Source organism: Pseudomonas sp. W3I7 (genome assembly GCF_030816095.1).
GTDB classification, from domain to species: domain Bacteria; phylum Pseudomonadota; class Gammaproteobacteria; order Pseudomonadales; family Pseudomonadaceae; genus Aquipseudomonas; species Aquipseudomonas salomonii.
On the sequence record NZ_JAUSXP010000001.1, the window covers coordinates 2,909,102 to 2,935,133 of the forward strand.

At 60.1% G+C, this 26,032-nt stretch carries 25 protein-coding genes and 1 pseudogene; 9 read left to right on the top strand and 17 right to left on the bottom strand.

Annotated elements, in window-relative coordinates; genetic code table 11:
• Nucleotides 1-76: 76 nt before the first annotated feature.
• Together QF043_RS13585 and QF043_RS13590 are read right to left on the bottom strand one after the other, a co-directional pair.
• On the bottom strand, nt 77-2,557 hold the full coding sequence (locus QF043_RS13585; protein WP_307418888.1) for a hypothetical protein: 2,481 nt from the start codon (nt 2,555-2,557) through the stop codon (nt 77-79).
• A gap of 107 nt (nt 2,558-2,664) precedes the next feature.
• On the bottom strand, nt 2,665-3,573 hold the full coding sequence (locus QF043_RS13590; RefSeq protein ID WP_307418890.1) for a DMT family transporter: 909 nt from the start codon (nt 3,571-3,573) through the stop codon (nt 2,665-2,667).
• 109 nt (nt 3,574-3,682) lie between these two features.
• Here QF043_RS13590 and QF043_RS13595 point away from each other — a divergent pair, with 109 nt between their 5' ends.
• From QF043_RS13595 to trxA, 4 genes are all read left to right on the top strand, one after another.
• Nucleotides 3,683-4,123, top strand: a complete 441-nt coding sequence (locus QF043_RS13595; RefSeq protein ID WP_305459839.1) for an Lrp/AsnC family transcriptional regulator — start codon at nt 3,683-3,685, stop codon at nt 4,121-4,123.
• Nucleotides 4,124-4,224: 101 nt separating this feature from the next.
• On the top strand, nt 4,225-5,082 hold the full coding sequence (locus QF043_RS13600; protein WP_307418891.1) for an NmrA family NAD(P)-binding protein: 858 nt from the start codon (nt 4,225-4,227) through the stop codon (nt 5,080-5,082).
• A 102-nt stretch (nt 5,083-5,184) separates the two neighbouring features.
• Nucleotides 5,185-5,445, top strand: coding sequence for a co-chaperone YbbN (locus tag QF043_RS13605; RefSeq protein ID WP_307418892.1), 261 nt, complete (start codon nt 5,185-5,187; stop codon nt 5,443-5,445).
• On the top strand, nt 5,442-5,765 hold the full coding sequence (trxA, locus tag QF043_RS13610) for a thioredoxin TrxA (protein ID WP_307418893.1): 324 nt from the start codon (nt 5,442-5,444) through the stop codon (nt 5,763-5,765). The genes QF043_RS13605 and trxA overlap by 4 nt, the downstream gene beginning before the upstream one ends.
• A gap of 3 nt (nt 5,766-5,768) precedes the next feature.
• Here the strand turns inward: trxA and xylB are convergent, their stop codons facing one another.
• The 5 genes from xylB to QF043_RS13635 are packed head-to-tail and all read right to left on the bottom strand — an operon-like array spanning nt 5,769 to nt 11,725.
• Nucleotides 5,769-7,229 (bottom strand): xylulokinase, encoded by a 1,461-nt coding sequence (xylB, locus tag QF043_RS13615; protein WP_307418894.1) that lies wholly within the window; start codon nt 7,227-7,229, stop codon nt 5,769-5,771.
• Nucleotides 7,230-7,236: 7 nt separating this feature from the next.
• Nucleotides 7,237-8,238 carry a LacI family DNA-binding transcriptional regulator gene (locus tag QF043_RS13620; RefSeq protein ID WP_307418895.1) on the bottom strand — a complete coding sequence of 334 codons (1,002 nt, stop codon included), beginning with the start codon at nt 8,236-8,238 and terminating at the stop codon, nt 7,237-7,239.
• An 18-nt stretch (nt 8,239-8,256) separates the two neighbouring features.
• Nucleotides 8,257-9,189 (bottom strand): ABC transporter substrate-binding protein, encoded by a 933-nt coding sequence (locus tag QF043_RS13625; protein ID WP_056860049.1) that lies wholly within the window; start codon nt 9,187-9,189, stop codon nt 8,257-8,259.
• A 33-nt stretch (nt 9,190-9,222) separates the two neighbouring features.
• The gene (locus tag QF043_RS13630; protein ID WP_017135608.1) at nt 9,223-10,200 is read right to left on the bottom strand and encodes a sugar ABC transporter permease; all 978 of its coding nucleotides are present in this window, start codon (nt 10,198-10,200) and stop codon (nt 9,223-9,225) included.
• Nucleotides 10,193-11,725, bottom strand: a complete 1,533-nt coding sequence (locus QF043_RS13635; RefSeq protein ID WP_307418896.1) for a sugar ABC transporter ATP-binding protein — start codon at nt 11,723-11,725, stop codon at nt 10,193-10,195. Before QF043_RS13635 ends, QF043_RS13630 begins: the two co-directional genes overlap by 8 nt.
• A gap of 377 nt (nt 11,726-12,102) precedes the next feature.
• Here QF043_RS13635 and QF043_RS13640 point away from each other — a divergent pair, with 377 nt between their 5' ends.
• Genes QF043_RS13640 through QF043_RS13650 form a run of 3 tightly spaced genes read left to right on the top strand, consistent with a single transcriptional unit; the run spans nt 12,103 to nt 15,071 of the window.
• On the top strand, nt 12,103-13,431 hold the full coding sequence (locus tag QF043_RS13640; protein WP_307418897.1) for a HAMP domain-containing sensor histidine kinase: 1,329 nt from the start codon (nt 12,103-12,105) through the stop codon (nt 13,429-13,431).
• Nucleotides 13,431-13,814, top strand: coding sequence for a response regulator (locus QF043_RS13645; RefSeq protein WP_307418898.1), 384 nt, complete (start codon nt 13,431-13,433; stop codon nt 13,812-13,814). Before QF043_RS13640 ends, QF043_RS13645 begins: the two co-directional genes overlap by 1 nt.
• A 9-nt stretch (nt 13,815-13,823) precedes the next feature.
• The gene (locus QF043_RS13650) at nt 13,824-15,071 is read left to right on the top strand and encodes an EAL domain-containing response regulator (protein WP_307418899.1); all 1,248 of its coding nucleotides are present in this window, start codon (nt 13,824-13,826) and stop codon (nt 15,069-15,071) included.
• A 220-nt stretch (nt 15,072-15,291) separates the two neighbouring features.
• Here QF043_RS13650 and QF043_RS13655 read toward each other — a convergent pair whose 3' ends face one another.
• Nucleotides 15,292-16,290, bottom strand: coding sequence for a succinylglutamate desuccinylase/aspartoacylase family protein (locus QF043_RS13655; protein ID WP_307418900.1), 999 nt, complete (start codon nt 16,288-16,290; stop codon nt 15,292-15,294).
• A gap of 201 nt (nt 16,291-16,491) precedes the next feature.
• On the opposite strand from QF043_RS13655, the pseudogene QF043_RS13660 reads away from it, so the two are divergent.
• Nucleotides 16,492-16,920 (top strand): annotated as a pseudogene (locus QF043_RS13660) (TetR family transcriptional regulator C-terminal domain-containing protein); the annotation flags it as partial.
• Here the strand turns inward: QF043_RS13660 and QF043_RS13665 are convergent.
• The 6 genes from QF043_RS13665 to QF043_RS13690 all read right to left on the bottom strand — a co-directional run bounded on the left by QF043_RS13665 (nt 16,876) and on the right by QF043_RS13690 (nt 23,094).
• Nucleotides 16,876-17,874: a DMT family transporter gene (locus QF043_RS13665; protein ID WP_307418901.1), complete on the bottom strand. Its 999-nt coding sequence runs from the start codon at nt 17,872-17,874 to the stop codon at nt 16,876-16,878. The pseudogene QF043_RS13660 and the gene QF043_RS13665 overlap by 45 nt on opposite strands.
• Nucleotides 17,871-18,569 (bottom strand): ABC transporter permease, encoded by a 699-nt coding sequence (locus QF043_RS13670; protein ID WP_307418902.1) that lies wholly within the window; start codon nt 18,567-18,569, stop codon nt 17,871-17,873. Before QF043_RS13670 ends, QF043_RS13665 begins: the two co-directional genes overlap by 4 nt.
• A gap of 7 nt (nt 18,570-18,576) precedes the next feature.
• Complete coding sequence (locus QF043_RS13675; RefSeq protein ID WP_056859985.1) at nt 18,577-19,281, bottom strand: ABC transporter permease; 705 nt, start codon at nt 19,279-19,281, stop codon at nt 18,577-18,579.
• Nucleotides 19,281-20,135: a transporter substrate-binding domain-containing protein gene (locus QF043_RS13680; RefSeq protein ID WP_307418903.1), complete on the bottom strand. Its 855-nt coding sequence runs from the start codon at nt 20,133-20,135 to the stop codon at nt 19,281-19,283. Before QF043_RS13680 ends, QF043_RS13675 begins: the two co-directional genes overlap by 1 nt.
• 24 nt (nt 20,136-20,159) lie before the next feature.
• Nucleotides 20,160-22,154: an aminotransferase class I/II-fold pyridoxal phosphate-dependent enzyme gene (locus tag QF043_RS13685; protein WP_307418904.1), complete on the bottom strand. Its 1,995-nt coding sequence runs from the start codon at nt 22,152-22,154 to the stop codon at nt 20,160-20,162.
• A gap of 184 nt (nt 22,155-22,338) precedes the next feature.
• Nucleotides 22,339-23,094, bottom strand: a complete 756-nt coding sequence (locus QF043_RS13690) for a CDP-diacylglycerol diphosphatase (RefSeq protein ID WP_307418905.1) — start codon at nt 23,092-23,094, stop codon at nt 22,339-22,341.
• Between the two features lie 434 nt (nt 23,095-23,528).
• On the opposite strand from QF043_RS13690, the gene QF043_RS13700 reads away from it, so the two are divergent.
• Nucleotides 23,529-24,881: a sodium:proton antiporter gene (locus QF043_RS13700; RefSeq protein ID WP_307418906.1), complete on the top strand. Its 1,353-nt coding sequence runs from the start codon at nt 23,529-23,531 to the stop codon at nt 24,879-24,881.
• On the opposite strand, the gene QF043_RS13705 is transcribed toward QF043_RS13700, so the two are convergent.
• The 3 genes from QF043_RS13705 to QF043_RS13715 all read right to left on the bottom strand — a co-directional run bounded on the left by QF043_RS13705 (nt 24,872) and on the right by QF043_RS13715 (nt 25,853).
• Nucleotides 24,872-25,012 (bottom strand): hypothetical protein, encoded by a 141-nt coding sequence (locus tag QF043_RS13705; protein ID WP_307418907.1) that lies wholly within the window; start codon nt 25,010-25,012, stop codon nt 24,872-24,874. The genes QF043_RS13700 and QF043_RS13705 overlap by 10 nt on opposite strands.
• Nucleotides 25,013-25,023: 11 nt before the next feature.
• Nucleotides 25,024-25,236, bottom strand: a complete 213-nt coding sequence (locus tag QF043_RS13710; protein WP_236371466.1) for a hypothetical protein — start codon at nt 25,234-25,236, stop codon at nt 25,024-25,026.
• Between the two features lie 71 nt (nt 25,237-25,307).
• Nucleotides 25,308-25,853 carry a hypothetical protein gene (locus QF043_RS13715; RefSeq protein WP_058420258.1) on the bottom strand — a complete coding sequence of 182 codons (546 nt, stop codon included), beginning with the start codon at nt 25,851-25,853 and terminating at the stop codon, nt 25,308-25,310.
• Nucleotides 25,854-26,032 lie beyond the last annotated feature (179 nt).

Consider the following 26,032-nt stretch of genomic DNA (forward strand, 5'->3'; position numbering starts at 1 on the left):
AGGACGGAGCGTTCGGTCCGGGTGATCCCATCGCTCCCCGGAGTGTCAATGATACGCGACCGATGAGAAGGCATTACTAATTGAAATGCACAGGCTTATATTCAATCCTGAAAATATGCTGGCCTATTGTCGCTCCCTGAGGCGCCGACTGGACTTGTAAGAGCGTACCGTCGGCTTTGTTTATGAAGACAGCCTTTCCGCTATAGAGTGTTTCTATTTTGGCAGTGACCAAAAGGTCGATACCCGCTTGATCCAGAGTGGTATGCACCGAACGGAAATCTTGCTCCAAGTAGGCTCGAATGACCTCCATTTTGGTAGAGCCATACGACGTTGTCACTTTCCCCTCAAAGGCCTTGACAGGTTTACCCACGGCCCGTTGGAACTCCCTGGCGAAAGAGTTTTCGCCGCCCTCTGCGGCATAACATATCATGAGCCGTACACTGTCGTATCTCGCATGTGCAGGATCAATATGTTGCGCCTTCAAATGCGCAACCAGTTCTTTTGCTGTGTAAGCTTTACCGTTAACTAACACTTTGGAGGGCGCGCCCGCCGACACCTCCGCAGCACTTCGCTCGACGCCATGAGCGACGACATTAAGTCGCGTGCCACCCTTGTAAGCGTCCGTGAACGTATGAAGTTCACCGCCTAGAACAGACAGCTCATTCATTGGCCCACCCATTTGTTTAATCGATGTGCTCGCCAAGTCCTCGGTTGCACTACCGAATTTCTGCCACTGACCTGCCGGGTCAGGTTTGGCAATTTTTCCGCTGCTGACTAACTGCGTCGGGTCACCCGGTTTAGTTTCGCGTAATACATAGTGCACACCGTCGCCGGCATCAGGCTTTTCGGCGACAAAGTACTTGGCACCCTCAAATTCAATTTCGCGCACGGGTGAGTTAGCTTTACTTATCGGCGCCGCATTTGCCCTAAATTGTTCGACCGCTTTCGATGTGTTCGAAGAAGTGTTCTTCGCCCACTTTACGCCTTGAACGCCTCCCTCCCATTTCACCCCCGTCGCACCCGGGTTGAAACTATAGCTTGCAAACTCTTTGGAGGCTTTTGCAAATTTGGGCAATACTGACTTAACAATCCGACTCACGCCTTTCACCACTCCACTAGCGACTTTGGCTACGGGCGCCACGAACGAGAGAACATCTATCAGTAAATGCGCTATGCCTTGCAGCGGGCGCCCGGCAATAAACGCCTCTATGCCATTCCAGAAAGGCACAAAACCTTTCAGGAACTTTCTGCGCTCGTCAAACTTCTTAACGTATTTCCGATCCTTTGCTTCTTGAGCGGTAACTCGCTCGGGATCGTCTTTTGCCTGTTCCAACAGCGCTTCTTCATTTACATAAAACAACTTATCGGCAACGATATCGCCAATGTCATTAAAGCGTTTTGAGTTTAACCTGCTGGGTGCAGTCTGCTCATGTTCATTAGCGTCTGGCTTCGGAAGCACCCCCAATGGTTTCAGTACATAGAGCGAGGAATGGAAGGGCTCATTGTTTACCGGCTGACCATTCGGTAGATCAACTTTCGGTCGGTACTTTGGCTCTTGTATATTGGGCCTGTGCCAAGCAGTAAACTCACTGGCTTCAGTGCCATCAGCCAATCTTTTTTTGCCAATAACGCCCGTACCGCTAAAAACGCTCTGATAATCGTCACGTCGGCTGGCAGTGCCGAGCAGCGTATTAACCTCGTAGCAGGTTTTTTTTCCATCATTGACTACTGCCAACAAAAAAACGCCACGCTCTGGTTCTGCCTCCGGGCCTGCGGGTGTCAGGCCATACACATTAACCTGGCCTTTATTTATGGTATTGCGATCTTCCAGCGGCAGCGTGGAGAGTACCTCTGCTATTACGCTGGAATAGGCTGATTTCTTATCTTTCAGGTCAGCCTTGAAGTCATCGTCAAATTTTTTCTCGTCATACACGGCAACCGGATATTTTATATATTGTTCGCTTTTGCTTTCAATATCGTGAGCCGTATACATCTCTGAGTGGGTGTAATAGTCTTTACGCATTGGGTGTGGCGCAGCAAGGCTGTTGATTGCCTTTTCCTTTTTCTCCATCTGTTGATCAAGGGCTGATAAAGCGGTGTCTATGTCCTTTTGAGAATACTGTGTGTTTTGCACAAGGATGTCATTGGCCACTGCCCACTCCAGTGCCGGCCCCACTCTTGCCCCGGCAATAAGCAGGGTTTGTTCGGGCGTCACCGCCTCCGACATCAATTTGCCTGGGTAAGCCATTAGCTCATTGCGGGTCATCCGTTTAGATGAACCAGGCTCAACCGCCTCTGCCAAATTGACACCCTGTTGGTAATTCACCCAACTCATTGAGCTTTTGGATTGCTCCGTATGGGTTTCAGAAGACGCCGGTGTAATGCTGGTAGCCGCACTTTGGACGCCGCCGGCAGCTTCGAGCGCAGTGCTTGCGTTGGGTTGAGCTGGCTGCACGGTTGAACCGTCAGAACGCGGGACCCGTTGTTGGGGGTTCTGCTCTTGAAAATGGGTGACTGGAGCGCGAATGTCCGGAAAACTGGAAGCATTAGTGTTCATCATTTCGTCTGCAGGTGGAGGTTTTTTTTACCTGAGGCTGAGGGAAAGATGGTCTCAGGCTTACTCTCCTTGCGTGGTAATGACGTAGATATTTGTTCCATCTATTTTTACGCAGCGTTTCCCGAACGCGCTGTATCACGAGTGGTTCGCCACCACCAGCCCCGCTGCAACCCCGCTGCCGCCAGCAGGATTGCGGCCACACCCAGCCATTGCAGCCAGCCCAGGCGATGGCCGAAGGCGATCCAGTCGACGAAAATCGCCGCAATCGGATAGATAAACGACAGTGCCCCGGTGATGGCAGTGGGCAGTTTCTGGATCGCCCCGTACAACAACACGTACATCAAACCGGTGTGCACCACGCCCAGCGTGACCAGCGCGGCCCAGGCAGTTGGCGCTGTCGGCAGGCTGTTCCAGGGCACCAACGGCGCCAGCAGTAATGCGCCGGTTGTCACCTGGATCAACGCCATCAGATGTGGCGGCACTTCCTTCAGGCGTTTGATGATCAGCGCGGCAACCGCATATAAAAATGCCGCGCCCAGGGCCAGGGCGATTCCCGCCAGGTAATCGGCGCCACCGCTTTGCTGCTCGCCATGGGCGGTGACAATCGCCAACATGCCGAGGAACGCGACACTCAACCACGCGAGTTTCCGTACGGTGAGTTTTTCCCCCAGAAACACCGCAGCCAGCATCACCAACATAAACGGCTGCACGTTGTACACCGCCGTGCTGATAGCAATTGAGGCGTGGGAATAGGATTCGAACAACAGCAGCCAATTGCCGACGATGGCCACGCCACTGAGCATTGCCAAGCCGAACTTGGCCCAGGTGAGCAGTTCCAGGCGCAGATAACCCAGCAATGCGCAGACCAGCAACAAGGCCACTGCGCCGATCACGCAGCGCCAGAACACCACCTCGATCACCGATACACCAGAGACCAATACAAACCAGCCAATGGTGCCCGAGATCAGCATGGCGGCGACCATTTCCCACGACCCGCGACGGATAGATGTGTCCACGATGAAAGCTCCTCAAGTGAGGCACAATTATGGCAATCTGCTGGTCAGCGGCTCCAGCGACTAAAAAAGGCAAAAACCTATATTCACCTTTTTTTATTAGGCAGACAGCATGATTGACACCATCGACCAGCAACTCATCAGCGCCTTGATGGACGACTCGCGCCTGTCGCTCAAGGCCTTGGCGGGCATTACCGGGCTGTCATCGCCCAGCGTCGGCGAACGCTTGCGGCGCCTTGAAGAACGCGGCGTGTTGACCCACTACACGGTTGATATCGACCCCAGGCATTTTGGCTACCTGCTGCAAGCCATCGTGCGCATCCGCCCCTTGCCCGGCAAGTTGCAGGAGGTGGAGCGCCAGATCCAGGCGATCCCCGAGTTCACCGAGTGCGACAAGGTCACCGGTGACGACTGCTTTATCGCGCGCTTGCATGTGCGCACCATGGACCAGCTCGACAGCCTGCTCGACCGCCTCAACGCTTATGCCGAAACCAATACGGCCATCGTCAAGAAAACTCCGGTAAAACGCCGTTTGCCGCCCTTGGAGGATTAGTGATTTTGCGTCACTAACGCAGTGACGCATTCGCTATTCTGTCATCACTGGCCGATCTTTATGCTGGGCTCCACTGATTGGAACCCACAGGTATAAAGCTTATGTACGTGATTACAGGCATTACAGGCAAAGTCGGCGGCGCCCTGGCGCGCAACCTCATCAAGGCCGGCCAACCGGTGCGCGCGGTGATGCGCGATGCCGGCAAGGCGGCCTACTGGGCCGACCAAGGGTGCGACGTGGTGTTTGCGCAGATGGATGACGCGCAGGCATTAACCGAGGCGTTCAAGGACGCAACCGGCGTGTTTATCCTGCCGCCCCCCGGGTTTGATCCGCAGCCTGATTTCCCCGAAGCTCGAGCGGTGATTGCCGCCGTCAGCCAGGCGCTACAGGCGGCTGCGCCGAACAAGGTGCTGTGCCTGTCGACCATCGGCGCCCAGGCCACAGAGGTCAACCTGCTGACCCAACGCACCCTGATGGAACAGGCCCTTAAGGCCCTGGACATCCCGGTCACCTTCCTGCGCCCTGCCTGGTTTATGGAAAATACGCTGTACGACCTGATCGCCGCGCGTGAAACCGGTGTGATCCACAGCTTTCTGCAACCTCTGGACAAGGCGGTGCCCATGATCGCCACGGCGGATATCGGCACCCTCGCCGCGCAACTGCTGCAACAGGAGTGGGCCGGCCATCGGGTGGTTGAACTGGAAGGCCAGTGGGTCAGCCCCAACGACATCGCCCAGGGCTTGTCGCAGGTACTCGACCGCGACGTGCACGCTGAAGCGGTGGCGCGTGACACTTGGGAGGCATTGTTACGTGCCCAGGGCGCCCAGAACCCATTGCCACGTATGCGCATGGTCGATGGGTTCAACGAAGGCTGGATCTGTTTTGAACATAAGCAGGTGCTTAAAGGGCAAACGTCGTTGCTGACGGTGCTGCGTGAGTTAGCCGATATGACTGTCTGAAACAGCGGCGTTTATCGCCTTTGAATATAAAAAACTGTCAATTCTTACAGGTGCCCGCCCGCGTACTGCTGGTTAACGTTGTGCATCACTGGAGAGGATCCAATGCTCACTACAACGTTTAAAGAAGTCACCGATGCGAGCTTTGAAGCAAAAGTACTCAACGCCCGCGGGCCTGTGCTGGTGTGCTACAAAAATGCTGATGAGGAACCACCAGCGTTCCTTGAAAAGTTCGTCGAATACTACGCCGACAGATTGACTATCGTGACGCTGAATATCGATGAAAACCCCAGCGTTGCAGCGAAATATGGGGTGTTTGAGACGCCGTTGTTGATGCTGTTCAAGGATAAAAGGAGTTTTTCATGAGCGAGATTATCCATGTTACTGACGACTCATTTGATCAAGAGATCTTGAAAGCTGGGCTACCGGTGCTAGTGGATTTCTGGGCCGAGTGGTGTGGACCGTGCAAGATGATCGCGCCTGTCCTGGATGAATTGGCCAACGACTACGCCGGCAAGTTGACCATTGCCAAATTGGACGTCGATAAGAACAATGCGGTTCCGCCTCGATTCGGCATCCGAGGCATTCCTACACTGATGCTGTTTAAAAATGGCGAGCTGGCTGCCACCAAAACCGGCGCCCTATCGAAGTCGCAGCTTAGAACCTTTTTGGATGCAAACCTTTGAACATCAGGCATGCAACGCTTTTGCAGCACTCAACAATCCTTGAAACCGGCGGTACCGTGTTTGCAGTATCGCCTGTTGCGCCACACTCGGCGTGTAACGCGCCTTGACCGGCATCCCCGCCGCGAGTAAATCAGCGCCCTGCCCGATCGCCATAAACCCCAACTTCGCCGCCCCCACACACGCGCTCAATTCACTGCCCTGCAGCGTGAAGATCTCCCGCTGCAGAATGTTGGCCAGCAACTGCGCCCAATACTCACTCCGGGCTCCGCCGCCGACCAAGGCGCAGGCGGTCACGTCGGCACCGGTCGATTGCACCGCACGCAGCGCATCGAGCAGGCCGAAACCTACGCCCTCCATCACCGCATAACCGAGCATCGCCGGGGTGCAGTCATGGCCCAGGCTCATAAACCCACCGCGCAATAACGGGTCGTTGTGCGGCGTGCGTTCACCGGCCAGGTACGGCAGAAACAACGGCGTCGACAGCGGCACCGGCTGCTCGATGGGCAACTGCGCCTGCACCTGGTCAAGCAGAGTCTGCTCATCCGGCATGCCGGTGAGCCGCGTCACCCAGCGCAAACAACTGGCCCCGGCGAGCATGGCGCCCATGGTGTACCAGCGGTTGGGCAAGGCGTGGCAGAAGCTGTGCACGGCACTGGCCGGGTTGCCGGCGGCGTGGTCGGTGATGGCGACAATGGCCGCGCTGGTGCCCAGGGTGATAAAGCCGTCACCGGCGTTGACCGCGCCAATACCCACCGCCGCCACCGGGTTATCGCCGCCGCCTCCGGCAATCACCACCTCGGGCGACAGGCCCAACCCGCTGACATTCAGGACACCACTCGCCGCACCGCCTTCCACCAGCCGAGGCATTTGCGCAGGCGAAAGCCCCGTGGCGTGGAGCATCGGCGCAAACCATTCACGCTGCGCTACGTCCAGCCACAGGGTGCCGGCAGCATCCGACATATCGCTGATGCGCTCGCCCGTCAGGCGCAACCGCAGGTAATCCTTGGGCGACAGCACACACTCAATCGCCTTGAAGACTTCGGGTTCGTGCTGCTGTAACCACAGCAGTTTGGGCGCCGTGAGCCCGGCCATCGGCAGGCTGCCGGTGGTGTCGGCAAAGCCGCTGCCCAGTTGCTCGGCCTGGGCCACTGCGCGCGCGTCATCCCACAGGATGGCCGGGTACAGCACACGATTATCTTTGCCCAGCAACACTGCGCCATGCATTTGCCCGGACAGGCCGATGCACGCCACACGCGCAAATGCCGCGTGCTCGCGTAACTGCGCCAGCGCCCGCAAACAGGCCTGCCACCAGTCTTCGGGGGCCTGCTCGGACCAGCCGCTGTGGCGCCGTGAAACACTCAGGCGCACACCGGCGTGGGCCAGCACGCTGCCGTCGACGTCCATCAGGATCGCCTTGAGCTCTGAAGTGCCGAGGTCTATGCCGAGGGAAACAGGGTTGCGCATACGTCAGTTATTCCACTTCAATACAACCACAGGAGTCACGCCGTTGCAGGCTCGGCGCCAGGCGCACGCTTTGGGTGGGTGCGCCGGGCGTGGCCATGCGTTGCAGCAGCATATGCACCGCGCGGGCGCCCAGCTCCTTGACCGGCTGGGCGATCAGGGTCAGGCGTGGCACGAAGAAATCCGCCCAGTCAAAATCATCAAACCCCACCAGGGCCATCTGGCCTGGCACCTCAATGCGCGCATCACGCAGGGCGTGCATGGCGCCCAGCGTCATCAGGTTATTGCCGGCCATGATTGCCGTGGGTGGCACCGGTAGCGCCAACAACTGCGCGGTTGCTTGCCGCGCAGGCTCGCTGTTGGAGCCGCCGTTGACCAGTAACTGTGGGTCGAACACCAACCCCGCAGCCTGCAACGCCGCCCGGTAACCGGCCACGCGTTCATCGGTAGTGCTCAGCCCTTCGCGCCCGGCAATAAAGCCGATGCGCCGGTGCCCATGTTCAATCAAGTGTGCGACCAGCGCCTGGGTGGACTGAGTGTTCTCCACCCCGACCTGATCAAACTGCGCGCTCATCATGCGGTCCACCAGCACCGTCGGCATCTCGTTGGCCTGCAGATATTCCAACGCGCTGGAGCCGGTCGACGGCGCCAATAAAATCCCGTCGACCCGCCGGTGATGCAGCGCCGTGACCACCCGCAACTCCTGCTCCGGGTCGTCGTGCGGGTCGGCGAACAGCATCATGTAGCCGTGGCGGACGCACTCGGTTTCAATCGCTTGCACGGTTTCGCTGAAGTAATGGTTGGACAACGCCGAGATCGCCACGCCAATGGTATTGGTGCTCGAACGCGCCAGCGAGCGCGCCAGGGTGTTGGGGATATAGCCCAACGCCTGAATCGCGCGCTGCACCGCCTGCACCGTGGCCGGGCTGACCTTGCGGGTGCCGTTCAACACGTGGGACACGGTCGAGGTGGACACCCCGGCCCGGCTTGCCACGTCATCCATGGTGACCACGACGTTTTCCCCTTTAACTCAATGTTTGCTCGACCAGCCGCTGTACGTCGCAACGTTGTCGCGGGTGATCAGTTTTGGCGTGAGCAGGGTAACCGCTTCGGCCGGGGCTTTGTCATTGAGAATGTCATTGCCGACGTTGACGGCAGTCTGGGCCATCGCCCAAGGGTCCTGGCTGGCAGAGGCCTGGATCTGGGTGTCGGTCTTCAGCGCGTTTTCGATATCCGGTGCACCGTCTACCGAGGTAATGATAATGCCGCTGCGCTTGAGCTGTTTGGCCGCCAGGTCGCTGCCGATGGCTTGCGGGTCATTGATCGCGAACAAGCCATCGATTTTCGGGAAGCGCGTGAGGTAACCCTGCATCACATTCAAGCCCCCTTCCCGCGAGCCTTTGCCGTCCTGGTCATCGGACAGCACCTTGATATCCGGTGCACCGGCCAATGCCGCCTTGCAGCCTTTGACGCGGTCGGTCACGGCGGTCACTTGCGGGCCGTTCTGGATAATCACATTGCCCTTGCCCGCCAGCTTGTCCACCAGGAACTGGCAGGCCAGCTTGCCGGCTTCGACGTTGTCGGTTTGCACCGTGGCGTTTACGCCTTTGGCGTCCACATCCACCGCCACCACTACAATGCCGGCATCCCTGGCTTTCTTGATCGCCGAGGCCATGGCCGATGGGTCGACGGCGTTGAGCAGGATCAGGTCGACCTTGGATGAGATGAAGTTGTCGATCTGGGAAAACTGCTTGCTCAAGTCATAGTCGGCCGACACCGAGGTAACTTTCACAGCGGGGTTCAGCTCTTTGGCCCGCGCAGTGGCGCCGTCGGCCAGGGTCACGAAATACGGGTTGCCCAGCGAGCCCATGCTGATGCCCAGGGCTTTGAGTTCGCGGGCTTCGACGCCATGGGACATCAGGGCAGCCAAGGCCATAACGGGAAAGATACGTTTGAAGTTCATACCGGTCTCTCTTGTGATTGTTGTTGAGGTGAATCAGGTACGTGCGCCGGACTGGCGATAGCGATCCAGCGCCACTGCGCCGATGATCACGATGCCCTTGATGATGTACTGCCAGATATCCGATACCCCCAGCAGCACCAGGCCGTTGGTGAGCACCGCGATAATCAGTGCGCCGATCAGCGTGCCGCCGATGGTGCCCACGCCGCCGGTAAAACTGGTGCCACCCAGGATCACCGCGGCAATGGCGTCCAGTTCATAGGATTGCCCCAGTTGCAGCCCGTTGGCGGCGAACAGGCGCGAAGCACTCATCACGGCGCCAAGCCCGGCCAAAGCGCCGGACATGGCATACACAAACAGCAGCACTTTCCACACCTTGATGCCCGACAGCCGCGCCGCTTCCGGGTTGCCGCCCACCGAATAGATCTGCACGCCCATCACGGTGCGGCGCAATATGAACCACGACAACAGCACCACGGCCACGGCGATGATCACCAGCCACGGCACGCCGAGCACCGAGTCATTGCCGATAAACGCAAACGGCAGGTCGGGGTTGAACACGGTTTTGTCATCGGCCAGCAAACGCGCCAGGCCACGCATAGCGGTCAGCGCCCCCAGGGTGACGATAAACGGCGGCAGCCGCATGAAAGCGATCAGCCCGCCGTTGACCAAGCCCAGCAACAGACCAAAACCAATGCCCGCCGCAATCCCGAACATGCCGAACTGCGGCGACATCGAAGCCTGCAAGGCCACCACCGCAGACGCCGCCAGAATCGCGCCCACTGACAGGTCAATACCCGCCGTCAGGATCACAAAGGTCATGCCCGCCGCCAGCACCACATTCACCGAGGCTTGCTGGGTGATGATCGACAGGTTCTGCACCGTGAGGAAGTTCTCGCTGGCCAGGGCAAAGCCCACCAGCAGCAGGACCAGCACGGGCAGCATGCCGACGGTGCGCATCAGCTCACGCACGCGTTCGGCTTTGCCGGTTGTTGCAATCATTGAATCAGCCATGGGCAGCCACCTGATCGCCACCAGTGGCGAGGTCGATAATTCGTTCCTGAGAAATGACGTGGCCCGAAGCCCCGCCGACTTCGGCCACTAATTGGCCTTCGCGCATGATCAGCACACGGTCGCAGGTGCCGATGATTTCCGGCAGCTCGCTGGAGATCACCACAATGCCCACACCGGCGAGCGCCAGTTGATTGATGATGCGGTAGATCTCGGACTTGGAGCCGATGTCCACGCCACGGGTGGGTTCGTCGAGGATCAGCACATGCGGCTTGACCTCCAGCAGCCGTGCCAACAGCACCTTTTGCTGATTGCCACCGGACAGCGCGCCAACATTGACCTTGCCCGACGCCACGCGAATCGACAGCGACCTGATCGCATCGTTAGCGCGTTGCGCCGCGTGCCCACGGTCCAGCACGCCACCGGCATGTGCATCCGGCACACAGGCGCACACGTTGATGTTGTCGGCCACGCTCATGTCCAGGAACAGGCCTTGAGCCTTGCGGTCTTCGGTGAGGTACACGACCCCTGCGCGAATCGCATCCGCCGGGTTTCGCAGTTGGGTGACGGTCTTGCCGACCACTTCCAGGGTGCCGGAGGTGCGCGGGTCGGCGCCGAAGATCAGCCGCGCCAGTTCGGTGCGCCCTGCCCCGACCAGCCCGGCAATGCCCAGTACTTCACCGGCGTGCAGGTCGAAGCTGCAATTGCGCACGCGCTTGCCGTCAGCCATATCGCGCACGCGCATCACCACGTTGCCGGGGTTGTATGCGGCATGCTCCTTCTTGTAGAAGCCTGACAGGTCGCGGCCGACCATCATCTTTACCAGCACTTCGGCCGACAGCGCATCGCGGGTCAATTCGCCGATGTACTGGCCGTCGCGCAGCACCGAGACCCGGTCCGATAACTCGTAGATCTCGGCCATGCGGTGGCTGATATAGATGATCGCCAGGCCCTGGCTGCGCAGTTGTTTGATCAAGGCAAACAGGCGGTCGGTTTCACGCGATGACAGCGGCGTGGTCGGCTCGTCCATAACCAAAATGCGTGCATGGGCATGCAGGGCGCGGGCGATTTCGACCAATTGGCGCTCGGCAATCGACAGGCTGCTGACGGGCGTCGCGGGTGTGAACTCGGCGCCCAGGCGTTGCAGCACTTCGATGCAGCCTTCTTGCATGCCCTTGCGGTCGATGGTCCAACCACGCCGCAGTTCACGGCCCAGGTAGATGTTCTCGGCCACGCTGAGGTTCGGGCACAGGCTCAGTTCCTGGTAGATCACGGCGATGCCGAGGGTCTTTGCAGTGGCGGGGTCGAAGGTGGCGACGGGCTGGCCGTCGATGCGGATTTCGCCGCCGGGGTCGGCCTGGTAAGCGCCGGAGAGGATTTTCATCAAGGTCGACTTGCCGGCGCCGTTCTCACCCATCAAGGCGTGAATTTCACCGGGGTAAACCTTCAGGCCGACATTCTTGAGCACGCGCAAACCATTGAAGGTTTTGCTGATGCCCTGCATCTCAAGCAAGGGTTCAAGGCTCATGGATGAGCTCCTGGATTTATTATTTTTGTAATCGAGTGTTGCCGACTCTATGCCAGATGCATTTGCGCACGCAAGCGCTTGCGTGAGCATTTTTTCGCTTGATTAAACGTTTCATCACGCGCAAAACGCTGAGATGCATGCCAGGCGCGTCCAGATGAGATGAAATTTAAAGCGCCTCGGAATCAAACCCCACGTTGATCTATCCGTTTGAAGGCAGAAAGTTTTCGCAGGGGCGCTTTCAGCCTTCGAATCGCCATAATCTCTGCTATTGTCCAAAGACCTCATCTCCTCCTCATCGCTTCAACGCGATCTTCTGTGAGCATGCTCTGCGACACCGCCGCACCGGTGTCGGACCTGAATGTCACGGAAACCAAGCGATGGACTCAGCCTTACCCGACCCGCCGCAATCGCGCGCAGAAAAGATCGTCGAATTCAAACGCCAGAAAACCCTGCTCAAGACCGGCGCGCTGCAAGACGCCATCTTCAACAGCGCGTATTTCTCCAGTATCGCCACTGACGAAAAAGGCGTGATCCAGATCTTCAACGTCGGTGCTGAACGCATGCTCGGCTATGCCGCCGTTGACGTGGTCAACCGCATTACTCCCGCCGACATCTCCGACCCCGCCGAGTTGATCACCCGCGCCGCCGCCCTCAGCCAGGAACTCGACACGCCTATCACCCCAGGCTTCGAAGCCCTGGTATTCAAGGCCTCGCGGGGCATCGAAGACATCTATGAGCTGACCTATATCCGCAAGGACGGCAGTCGCCTGTCGGCCATGGTCTCGGTTACGGCCTTGCGCAATCGCCACGATACGATCATCGGCTACCTGTTGATCGGCACCGACAACACGGCGCGCAAGCAGGAGGAACTCGAGCGCCAGGGCTTTGAACGCGCCCTGGAAGAAAAGAACCTGGAACTGGAACACGCCAACCATATGAAGTCCGAGTTTCTCGCGACCATGTCCCACGAATTGCGCACCCCATTGAACGCGGTAATAGGTTTTTCCGAGGCGCTCAAGGACGGCCTGGTGGGCGACATGAGCGATATCCAGCGCGAATACATTGGCGATATTTTCACCAGTGGCCAGCACTTGCTGTCGCTGATCAACGACATTCTCGACCTGTCCAAAGTCGAGGCCGGGATGATGGACCTGGAACTGGAGCCGGTTGAACTCGCAGGCTTGCTGGCCAACAGTTTGCTGATCGTGCGCGAAAAAGCCGCGCTGCAACGCATCCAGCTGAAACTCGACAGCCAGGGTGATTTCGGCACCCTGGCGCTGGACCTGCGCAAGACCAAGCAGATCATCTACAACCTGCTGGCCAATGCGGTGAAGTTCAGCGCGCACGGCAGCTGCGTGACCCTGACCGTGCGTGAAGTCAGCCGCGATCAAGTCGGGCGGATTGCCGGCGACTGGCCCGTGCACAGCTTCGCCCTGTCACCCAGTGCGCAGCAGCAGTTCCTTGAATTGAGCGTCAGCGATACCGGTATCGGCATTGCCGTGGACAACATGGGCAAACTGTTCAAGGCCTTCAGCCAGATCGACAGCAGCCTGGCGCGCAAATTCGAAGGCACGGGCCTGGGCCTGGCAATGGTCAAGCAGTTGACCGAACTGCAGGGCGGCAGCGTGGCGGTGGCCAGCCAGCCCGACCTGGGCGCACGCTTTGTGGTGTGGTTGCCACTGCATCGCGCCAGGGAGGCAAGCTAATGGCCGACATCCTGATCGTCGAAGACAACGAGGCGAACATGCGCCTGGCGCGCCTGTTACTGGTCAATGCCGGGTACACCGTGCTGTGGGCCGCCGACGCCGAAACCGGCCTGACCCTGGCCCGCGAACAGCAACCGGCGCTGATCCTGATGGATATCCAATTGCCCGGCATGGACGGCCTGGCGGCAACACGCTTGCTCAAACAAGACCCCCACACCGCGCACATCCCGGTGATCGCCCTGACGGCCATGGCCATGAAGGAAGACTGCGAAAAAACCCGCCAGGCCGGCTGCGACGCGTATGTCAGCAAGCCCCTGAGCTACAAAGAGCTGTACCGCGTGATCGCCACCCTGCTGCCCCCACACACCACACCCTCTGCATGAGTCCTCTCCATGGCCAGCTCACCCGCAACGCTGTTGATCGTTGATGACGAACCCCAGGTTCGCAAGCTGCTGGAAACCCTCCTGCAACATGAGGGCTACCAGACCCTGACCGCCAGCAGCGGCGAAGAAGCCTTGCAATTGGTGGCGCAGCAGCCGCCCGACCTGATCCTGCTGGACATCATGATGCCAGGCATGGACGGCTATGAAGTCGCCAGCCAACTCAAGGGCGATGCCACTACCGCGAACATCCCGATCATCATGCTCACGGCGCTCAGCGAGTCCGAGGCGCGGGTCAGTGGCTTGGAAACCGGTGCCGAAGAGTTCCTCAGCAAGCCGGTGGAGCACATCGAGTTATGGCTGCGGGTGCGCAACCTGCTGCGGCTCAAGGCCCATGGTGATCAATTGAAAACCCATAACCTGATGCTCGAACAGCAACTGCAGAATCAGACCCACGAAACCGTGCATGACCTGGCCCGCGAGGCGCTGGAAAACGACCTGCGCCTGGCGGTCGAGCGCAGCGATTTCACCCTGCATTACCAACCCAAGGTCGAGCTGGCCAGTGGTGCCGTGTGTGCCCTTGAAGCCCTGCTGCGCTGGGACCGCCCCGGCCATGGCGCGGTCTCGCCGGCAGTGTTTGTGCCGCTGCTGGAAACCCTGGGCCTGATTGTGCCCGTCGGCCGCTGGGTCATCGACAACGTGTGCCGGCAGATCGCCGCGTGGCAACGCAGCGACATTGGTGCGGTGGAGGTCTCGGTGAACGTCTCCGGGCATCAACTGATTGAAGGCGACCTGATTGCCGATATCGCCGCCAGCCTGGCAAAGACCGGCGTTGCGGCCCATTGGCTGGAGGTGGAGCTGACCGAAAGCTCGCTGATGGAAAACACCCAGCACACCATCGCCAGCCTGCAACGCCTGCGCGCGATGGGCGTGAAAATCTCCATCGACGATTTCGGCACCGGCTATTCCAGCCTGGCCTACCTGCGGCGCTTTCCGATCGACACGCTGAAAATCGACATTGCGTTTATCCGCGAAGTCACCAGCAACCCGCAGGACGCAGCCATTACCCGCACCATCATTGAACTGGCCCACAGCCTGGAATTGCGCGTGGTGGCCGAAGGCGTCGAGTCTCAGGCGCAACTGGCGTTTCTGAAGGCAGCCGGCTGCGATCAGATCCAGGGCTACTTGTTCAGCCGGCCGTTGCCGATGCAAGAGCTTGAGCGTTTGCTCCTGGAAAAACGCAGCCTGGAACGCGGCTGATGATGCCGAGCCCCGAGGCCTATGCTGCAGCCATATTCCCCTGTGGCGAGCAGGCTTGCCTGAGCTGTTCAGGTCCCTGGGTTGGTGAGCCACACCACAATTGAAAATGTGGGAGCGGGCTTGCTCGCGAAGGCGGAGTGTCAGCCAATACATCTTTCACTGATACACCGCCTTCGCGAGCAAGCCCGCTCCCACAAGGGTTGTGTGTGTATCTGCGAATCTACGGGTCAAGCACCCCGCCGCTGTAGCTGTCCGACAACCGCGTCCCGGTAAATTTGGCCACCACCGAACCCTGGGCCACCAGGCGTTCGCGGTGGCCTGTCACCATGCGCCCGGTTTGCGCAGCGCGCAAAACCACTTCGGAGGACGGGTCGCCAGGGCGGCCGATAATGCGCGCGAAACGCTCGCCCTCTTCAACCGGGTCACCCAGGTTTTTTTCAAACACCAGCACGCCGGCACAGGGCGCCAGGACGGTTTCCATGCAGCCCATGTCCACCACCTCGCCCTGCCATTCGCGGATCGCGGCGACTTCATCAACCACGCCATTGATGCACAGCCACGCCCACAGCCCGTCGGCATCTTGCTGCGCGAGCGCGTCGCTGACATCGGCTTGCCCGCGCAATTCGACCGTCGCGGCCAAGCGCGGCGCGCCATGGTTGATGACGGTTTCTTCAAAGGAACCGTCACCGCCTTCATCCCACACAATCACCACCTCGACCTGTAACGCGGCCGCCAGTGCCAGGCCGTGTTCGGGCCAGAAACTGCGATGAATGTAAAGGTACGGCAGGGCCTCATCGTCGGTGTGCAGGTCCAGCACCAGGTCGGCGTCGGCCGCCAACTGCACTAAACTTTTTTGCCATTGCGCCAGGTTGCTCGCCGGGCGTTGCATGGACAGGGAATGATCGAAGGCGCGGTTAAAGTTTTGCCCGGTAGCTTCATGGAAACGCCCGAGCAATTTGCCCTGGCGAAACTGGCCAATGCCAAAGGGGTTGGCCTGGGGCACCACCGTCACGCTGCCGCGCAAACGGCCCTGCGCCTGGCACACCTGCAAGCGTGGCAGCAGTTGATGCAGCACCAGCATTCCGGCGATTTCATCGGCGTGTACGCCAGCCTGCAGGTGTACGTTGGGGCCACTGCCGTCGCCTTCAAAGCGCCAGGCGCCGATGTGCAGCGTGTTGCCGGCATCACCTGGCACCTGCCACGAAAGGTCTTTTGCCATGCCTTGCCCTCCTCTGATCATTTAATCGCTAGAGATTGAACACACGTTCAATTAACCTGAGCACTCTGGTCTTACATCAAAGGCATCTCCGTGACTGTCGACCCTCCCAAACTGCGCCGCGCCGACCCCGATGAACGCCGTGACTTATTGGTTGCCGCGACCCTCACCTGCCTGGCCCGCGACGGCCACGCCGGGATTTCGGTGCGCCGCATCGCCGCTCAAGCCGGGGTGTCGGTGGGCTTGCTCAACCACCATTTCGGCAGCATCGACGCGTTGATCGCCGAGACTTACCACAAGCTCGCCAATGAGCTGACCAGCGCGTTATGGGCGCAAGTCGAGCTGGCCGAAGGCGCCGCTGCGCGTCTGGACGCGTTTCTGCGCGCGTCGTTTTCGCCACGGGTGATGGACCCTGACCTGCTCGGTGTGTGGGTGGTGTTCTGGAGCCTGATCCGCCACTCGCCCCACGTAAACCAATCCCACGAAAACAGCTACCGCGCCTACCTGGCGTTGATCCAGCAACTGCTGGACGACTTGGCCCGCAGCGAAAACCTCAAGATCCACGACAGCCACCTGGCGGCCATCGGCTTATCGGCGATGCTTGACGGGCTTTGGCTCGAGGGGTGTCTGAACCCCGGCACTTTCAGCCCCGCCAACGGGCTGCACATCTGTCGCTGCTGGGTACAGGGGTTGCGTCACGGAGCATTCGGCGCCGACCACGTCCTGTGATTCCGGGTGGCGAGCGCTGAGCATGGCCAGGGTGCCGCTGACCGCGATCAACACCGCGCCAATGATCAGCGACACATCCATCGACGTACCCCAGATCACGCTCGAGAGTAAGAACGCCCAGATCAACCCGGTGTATTCGAACGGTGCCAGCAAGGTCGCCGTGGCCCGGCGGAAACTCGCAAACAACAGGAACTGACCTATGCCGCCGACCAGGCCTGCCGCCAGCATCCCCAGCCAGGCCGGGGTCGGCGCCGGGGTATGGGCCCAGGGCAAGGTCACCGCCATGCACATCACGAACACCACGTTGGTGATCAGCATCTGCTCCAGCACCGAGGTTGCCGGGTCGACCTGGCGCAGCTGGATATAGGTGAACGCCCAGCACAATGCAGCGGCCAACGTCAGCACGATAGGCAGCGGATCGACCATGTTGCTGGGGCGACAAGCGATCACCACGCCGACAAAGCCGATAATCAGCGCCACCCATTGCCCACGGCTCGCACGCTCCTTGAGGATCAGCGCAGCCAGCAGCGTGACCATGATCGGTGCGGAGAAATACAAGGTGGTCATTTCCGCCAGGGTCAGGTCCTTGGCGGCGGTGTAATACAGCAACCACGCCAGCAGCGAGAGCAGCCCGCGAATGATCAGCAGTTTGCGGCTCACCGAGGTCCATGCCCTGCGCAACAGGCCCATGCGGCCGGCGATCACACAGGCGCCGACCACCACCAGGCTGCGCCAGAACAGAATGCTGAACACCGAGTAATCGGCCACCAGCCATTTGATCACCGCGTCCTGCAACGCCAGGAACGCGTAGGCCAGTGAGCACAGGGCAATGCCCTGCAGCGCGCGGTCCTGTTTCATCCCGCCGACCTGCGCAACGGCGTGCCGCGCCGTTCGGCGATGGCGTAGACGCCCTCGATCAGGAAGGTCAGGCACAGGTAAACACTGGCCACCAGCAGCAAGGGTTGATAGATCTGCAAGGTCTGCGCCCGCACGACGTTAGCCGCGCCCAGCAGGTCGACCACGGCGATGGTCGACGCCAGCGCGGTGGATTTGAGCAGCATCACCGTCTCACCGGCCAGGGTCGGCAACAGCAGGCGCATCGCCCGTGGCAAGCGTACTCGCAGCAGCGCCTGACGCGGGGTCATGCCGAACGCCGAAGCGGCTTCCATCTCGCCCTTGGGCACCGCCAGCAGGCCACCGCGAATCACTTCACCGACATAGGCGCCCACTGACAGCACCAGGGCAAACACGATGTACCAGTAGCCGTCACGCAGGAACGGCCACACAAAGCTGCCCCGAATCATCGGGAACTGCGCGAACAGGCTGCCCAGGCCGTAGTAGAAAATGTAGATCTGGATCAGCAGCGGCGTACCGCGCAGCACACTGGTGTAGGCCAGCGCACTGCGCGCCAGCCATTTGCGGCGTGACAACCGTGCCAACGCCACCAGCACCGCCAGGGCAAAACCCAGCACGGCGCTGATCAACAGCAACGACAAGGTGGTCTGCAAGCCCTTGGCGATCAGCCCCGCGTAGTAACTTATCCACTCAGGCATGCGCGCCTCACTCGACAACCGGCATCCAGCGACGGATACGTCGCTCCAGGCGCCCGGACAGGTAGTTGGAAGCCAGCGTCACCAGGTAATACAAGGCGGCGGCCGTGAGGTAGAACAGCAAATAATGACGCGTGGAACCCGCCGCCTGCTTGGCGGTGTACAGCAGCTCGTTGGTGCCGACCACGCTGATCAAGGCACTGTCCTTGATCAGGTTGATCCACAGGTTGGACATGCCCGCCAGCGCGTACGGCGCCATGATCGGCAAGGTCACCCGGCGAAACAGGCCAACGCCGCTCAGGCCAAAGGCCCGCGCCGCTTCTATCTGGCCGTGGGGAATCGCCAGGATCGCCGCGCGGAAAATCTCCGAGGCATAAGCGCCCTGCACCAGTCCCAGTACCAGGATCGCCACCAACGGCCCGCTGATGTTGACCTGGGCAAACCCCAGCCACAGCATCAAGGCGTTAAGCCCCATGGAGCCTGCGTAATACAGCAGCAGGATCAGCAGCAGTTCCGGTACCGCGCGAAACACCGTGGTGTAACCGCGCATCAACAGCGCAATCGGGCGCGGCGCACTGAGCTTGGCGCAGGCCACCACCAGGCCGATCAGCAAGCCCACGGCAAATGCGCCGACGGAGATTTGCAGGGTCATCCATAACCCTTTGAGCAGTGCGTTGCCCCATCCTTGGTCACCAAAGCTGAGGAGATCGAGCATTATTCGGTCTTCTGGGCGATGTGCTGGTAGGGGCTGTCACAGGTCTTGCTCACAAACGCTGGCGTGTCGCCGCGCTTGCACGGGCTGACCGACAGGCCGAAGTAGTGCTGGGACAAGTCGTCATAGTCCTTGCTCACCAGCAGCTCGCCGATGGCCTTGTCCAGGCGGGCCTTGAGCGCGGTGTCTTCCTTGCGCAAACCGGCGCCGACGCCACGCCCGATAATCGGGTCGTAGGGCACGCTGGCGATATGCGCCAGGCCGCTGGCTTCCGGGGTCTTGACCATCATGGCGATGGCGGTGTCGTCGGCCATCATGTAGTCGATACGCCCGGCGATCAGGTCGGCATTCGCCGATTCCTGGGTGTCGTAGTACTTCAGGTCAGCGATATTTTCGTAGTACTTCTTCAGGTAGTTGGCGCTGACCGTGGAAATCTGCACGCCGATCAGCTTGCCCTTGAGGCCTTCGGGGGTGATGTCCACCGTGGCGCCTTTGGGGCCTGCCACGCCCAGCAGTGAATCGTAATAGGCGCGGCTGAAGGCGATCTGTTTTTCACGTTCATCGGTGACCGACATCGAAGAGAAAATCACGTCGATTTTCTTCGCCAGCAACGATGGAATGATGCCGTCCCACGCCACTTCCTTGATCTGACACTCGGCTTTCATGCCTTCACACAGCTTGTGGATCAGGTCCACTTCAAAGCCCGACCACTGGCCGTTTCCACCCTTTACGGTGAACGGCGGATAGGGTTCGGCCGCTACCGCAAACACGATGGGTTTTTCTGCCGCCAGGGTAAAACCTGCGGTCAACATCAACACTGCACTGCCCAACCACGTTGCCATGCGTTTGCATTTCATGATTTGCCCCGTCTTTTTCTGGAGTTAGCGAGTTTGATGCGCGTTGACGAACTGTCGGCAACGCTCACTGCGTGGGTCGAGGAACACCGCGTCCGGCGTGCCGGTTTCTTCGATCAAGCCTTGGTGCAGAAAAGCCACTTTGGAGGACACATCCCGGGCGAAGGCCATTTCATGGGTGACCAGGATCATGGTGCGGCCTTCTTCGGCCAGGGAGCGGATCACGCGCAGCACTTCGCCCACCAGTTCGGGGTCGAGGGCTGAGGTGGGTTCGTCGAACAGCATGACTTTGGGGCGCATGGCCAACGCACGAGCAATCGCCACACGCTGCTGTTGGCCGCCGGACAGGAACGCCGGGAATTCATTGCGTTTGGCGGCCAGGCCAACGCGCTCAAGCAACGCTTCGGCGCGCTCGATGGCTTCGGCACGGCTTTCGCGCAATACCTGGGTGGGCGCTTCGATAAGGTTTTCGAGGACGGTGCGGTGCGGCCACAGGTTGAAGTTCTGGAACACCATGCCCAGGGTCGAACGGATGCGCACCAGTTGCTTGGCGTCTGCCACCAGTGGCGCACCGGGCATGCCGTAATTGAGCTTGATGCTTTCACCGTCGACATGGATGCTGCCCTGGTCGGGCACTTCAAGCATATTGATGCAGCGCAGCAAGGTGCTTTTGCCCGAGCCGCTGGCACCGATCAGCGAGATCACCTCACCTTCGTTGGCCGTAAGCGAGATGCCCTTGAGCACTTCGATATTGCCGAAGCGCTTATGCAGGCCGATCACCTCAATCATCTTGCGCACTTCGACCGGCGGCAGCACCTCGATTTTTGGCGTCGGCGCCACACGCGGTTCACCGGCAAGCTTGGCGACAAACCCGGCGATCCGCTCGCAGGCCTCAGCCAGACGGGCTTCGCCCAAGGTGAACGACAGCCGCACAAACCCTTGTGCCGGCTCGCCAAACGCCGCGGCATCGAGCACCGACACGCCGGCCTCGCGGAACAGGCGCCAGGCAAAATCCAATGAGCCCAGGCCCGTGCCGCGCACGTCCACCAGCACAAACATCCCGGCTTGGGGCGCCTGCACCTTGATGCCGGGGCACGCACTCAGGCCGGCCACGACCAGGTCACGGCGGCGCCGGTAGATGTCGAGCATGCCCAGTGTCACTTCATCATGGGCCAGCACAGCCGCCGTGGCGGCTTCCATCACAAACCCCGGCAAGCCGTAGAGCATGCTCAGCACCAGGGTTTCGGCGTGGCTGATCATGTCCGGCGAGGCGATCAGCCAGCCGGTTCGCCAGCCGGTCATGGCGTGGGATTTGGACAGGCTGCCGATCACGATGCAGCGCTCGGCCATGCCGGGTAAGGCGGCGAGGCTGTGGTACTGGCCGTCGAACACCAGGCTTTCGTAGACCTCATCCACCACTACCCACAGATCGTGGGCGATGGCCAGGTCGGCTATCGCTTGCAGTTCCTGCGGGTTGAGCACCACGCCGGTGGGATTGTTGGGGTTGGAGAAGAAGATGGCGCGGCTGCGCGGGGTAATGGCGGCGGCGAGCAAGCGTGCATCCAGGCGAAACCCGGACTCCGGCGAGCACGGTACGCGCACCAGGGTGGCGCCGCTGGCTTTGAGCGTGGCTTCGTAGGTGACGTACATCGGGTCGAGCACTAGCACTTCATCACCGGCTTGCAACAGGCACAGGGAGCTGATGAACAGCGCGTTCTGCGCGCCAGGCACGATGATCACGTTTTCGGCGCTCAATGAGCGCGCCAGGGTCTTGCTGTAACGCGCTGCGACGGCTTCGCGCAGGGCGCTGCGGCCGGGGATTTCGGTGTAGTGGGTGTCGCCGCTGCGCAGGGCGCTGACGGCGGCGTCGGTGATGAACGACGGCGTGGCGAAGTCGGGGTCGCCGACGCTGAGGATGATGATGTCTTCGCCAAGGCTTGCGGCCTCGAACGCTGCGTGGTGGATGTCCCAGGCGGCGACGCCCTGCCCTGCAATTCGTTCGACGAAGGGGGAAAACCGCATGCCAGAGCCTCTCGTTCAAGAAGAAAACGCGCGAACCCGTTGGTGTGCTAACGGGTGGATGCGGTCAACATAGTGCAAACTGAACAGTCGTTCAATGGGTATGTTTGAGGGGGTGTCGTTTATCGAGTGAACAGGTCGTGAATAACTTTTTCCGGGGGGGGGTAAGGATCAGATTGATAGAGGCTTACCGTTGGCTCATCAGGTCACAGCGAGGGTCTTGCAACTCCTCGGCTGAACCCAGGTTCAGTTCAGTCAAGGTCAGGTGGGTGCTGAGCAGCACAAAGCTGCCATCGTTGCGGGGCGCCATCAGCAGGCTGTACTGGCTCATGCTGCCGCCCTGGGCATCGACGTAGTCACGCAAAACCGCCAGGGGGTCGCGCGCATCCGCGTCCGCCGCCGACAATGTGCGGGCACTGTAGGTGTGCCCCATCAGGCGCGTGGGCAGCACGCGCCACTGTTCATCGAGGCTGTCGCCTTGCTGGTTGAGGAACGCGAAGGTATACGGGCGCAAACAGGCGATGTGCAGGTGAAACTGGTTCTGCGAGCGGCCGTAGCGGGAGTTGATCGCCACCGAGACGAACGCGTCGGGGATTGCTTTTGCCAGGCCCGCCGACAGCACTGCACGGTGCCGCCAGGCCTGGGTAAAGTAATGCGGCAGCAAGTGACGGCCCAAGGCCGGGTCTTCAATACCGGTGATTTTATCCACGGGAATCAACAGGTCCTGGAACGGGCCGTTGCGGTCCTTGAGCAGGGTGTAGCCTCGGTCCAGATCCACCGCCAGGCACGGGCCGGGGTTTTGATGCTGTTGCTGGTCGGGTACACATTGCCGGCTGACGATACGCCACAACGCGTCGGGGTTGCCCCGCCATTGCCAGGCTCCCAGCAACGCCAGCACAGCGAGCAAACCACCCGCGATCTTGAATACGGTACCGCGCTTCATGCAAAAACCTCGACGAGCAGGGAGGGTGTTTTTGTGCCGACATCCCTGTCGTTAAGGCTAACGTTTGGCGGGGGCCATAAATTTCGGCCCGACTGGATCTTTTATTGTGCTGGCAAGAATACGCTCGATATGTGTCAGATCATCGACCGTCGGTGCCAGCCAAACACCTCTTCAAAACCTTTCAGTTAACTGGACCAGCAGGCTGGCCTGTGGGGGCAGAAATATGAGGCCTATGCGCGTCAGGGCATAGTGGTGCCGTTAACAGAGCCCTTACAAATCAAGAGGGCCAAGGAGCATTATTTCCCGCTTCGCTACAAATTCAACGTGAAAATCGGGGCTGACAATTCCTGGAGCCATACGTGATCTAATCTGATTGAACCTGCACCGCGCCGTGGCCCTCCAACCGAGATAGACCACGGCCCGGTACACGCTCGATGACGTTTATTCTATGGATGGCCGTACTCGGCGCCGTATTGCTCACCCTCGCCCTCACCTCCTCCTACCTGCGCTGGATGCCGGTGACCACCTCGGCGGTGTGCCTGTTGCTGGGCGTCGCCATTGGCCCGCTGGGCGTCGACCTCCTGGGCTTGGATATCAAAGGCTCGGCGCGCTGGATGGAGCACCTGACCGAAGTCGCGGTGCTGTTCTCTCTCTTTGTCAGCGGCTTGAAACTGCGCCTGCCGCTCAAGCATCGCACCTGGCGCGTGGCATTTGGCATGGCCGGCCCGGTGATGCTGCTGACCATCCTCGGTGTAAGCCTGGCGCTGCATTATGTGTTTGCGTTGTCCTGGGGCGTGTCGCTGCTGGTCGGCGCGATACTGGCACCGACCGACCCGGTGCTGGCCGGGCTGGTCCAGGTCAATAATGCCCAGGACTATGACGCGCTGCGGTTCGGCTTGTCCGGTGAGGCCGGTTTGAATGACGGGACTGCCTTCCCGTTTGTGATCTTTGCCCTGCTGTTCATGCAACACGGCGGGTTTGATGGCGACTGGTTCGGTGGCTGGGTCCTGAAAAACCTGGTGTGGGCGGTGCCCGCCGGGTTGTTGATCGGTTATTGGATGGGGCGTGGTATCGGCCGTGTGACCCTGTGGTTGCGTATCACCCATGCCGACAGCACGTTGTCACCCAACGACTACCTGACCCTGGCGCTGATTGCCCTGGCTTATGTGGCCGCCGAGGCCGTGGGCGGTTACGGCTTTTTGTCGGTGTTCGCCGCCGGGTTGGGCTTGCGCCAGGCGGAGTTCCGCTCCACGGGGCAATCGCAGACGCCCTCGGAGCACCTGGCATTACCGGTGGTGGGCCATCTGGAAGTGGAACCTGAGCGCGCCCTGCAAGGCGATGTCAGTGAACTGCAAGATACGCAAATTGCCGCCGGCGTGATGATGGGCGACATGCTCTCGTTCGGCAGTTTGGTGGAGCGTTCGATGGAAGTGTTCCTGGTGACCGTGCTGGGCATTGTGCTGGTCAGCCACTGGGATTGGCGGGCGCTGCCGGTGGCTGCGCTGCTGTTTTGCGTGATCCGGCCAGTCAGCGTACTGGTCATCCCTTGGGGCCGCCTGATCAGCACGCGGCAGCGCGGCTTGATGGGCTGGTTCGGCATTCGCGGTATCGGCAGCATTTACTACCTGTTCTACGCGCTGAACCACGGGCTGGTCGGCACCAGCAGCGCGTTGGCGGTAGACCTGACGATGTCGGTGATCGCCTTGAGCATCGTCGTTCATGGCCTGAGCACCCAACCGATGCTGGCCTGGTATGAACGACGAGCCAAGGTGAACGCTCAGTCCTGATTTTCGGTGTCGCCAACATCCGCTGCATCATCCAGATCGTTGAGCGGTACTTCTGCATCGTCCATCAATGAGCCCGGGTCTTCGTTGCCCGGGTCATTGAGTTCTTCTTCATCATCGAGTTCCTGGGACATGACCGTCTCCTCTAACCGCCTTGGGTGTCGATATCGGCATCGGTTTCAGGTTTGGGCTCACGCTCGGGCTTGAAGTCTGGACTGTAGTCGTTTTCCCGCGCTTTGGGGTCGCTGGCAGGCTTCGGGTCTTTGGGCGCATCGGCAGCGGTGCCGGGCGCCGGCTCGCCGCCATCGATGGCCGGATCGTTACGGTTGCTGGTTTGGGGGTCGTTACTGGTGTTCATGGATCACCTCTGTGTAAAACGCACACTGCGTAAAGTTAAGGTTCCAGGCAGCGTCACGAAGTTCAAATTGCTTAAGACACTGGGTTATCCACCTGGATATAAAACGCATAGGCGCCCAGCAGCACCCAGAACACCATGAACAGCCACGGCGCGCGCATGGAGAACAGCAGCGACTTGCGATAGCCCTTGTGGGATGACTCGGTCTCGCAGAACAGCGGTGAATCATCATAGGCCAGGCCCATCACCGGCTCGCTGCGCAGCAACTCGCTCTGCTTGTAGTGCCAGTGGTCGATGATTTCGTAGGCGGCACGAATGCCCGGCCAGGCGTTCAGTGAGCTGAGAATGCCGAGGGCGGCCAGAAACGCCGGCACGATCAAGGTAAAAAACTTGCCCCATTCCGGGTTCAGGTTGCCCATGCCGGAGACAAACGCGATCACCAGGAACGACTGGGCCGTGAGGTAGGCGTCGGTACGGTTGGCCAGGATGCTGGTTTCGTACTGGATTTCACGGCGGTAGAAGTCGAGGCGGTCCTTGGGCGAACCGAAGATCTTGGCATTGTGTTCGCTGTGATCGTCCACGGCAGCGGCCGGGGTGTTGGCAGAGATGATTCTGGGCACGACGTGCTCCACAAGGTGACGAAACTTGTTAGAAGAATCAGGGCGGGATGAAGTTCAAGTTTGTTCATGCACCAATTCGGCGCATACGCCGCACCCTTCCAGTGAGTGGTTTTTGTGGCGCTGCGCTTTTGTAGTGATTGAGCTTGTGTGGCGAGCGAGCTTGCTCGCGCTGGAGTGCG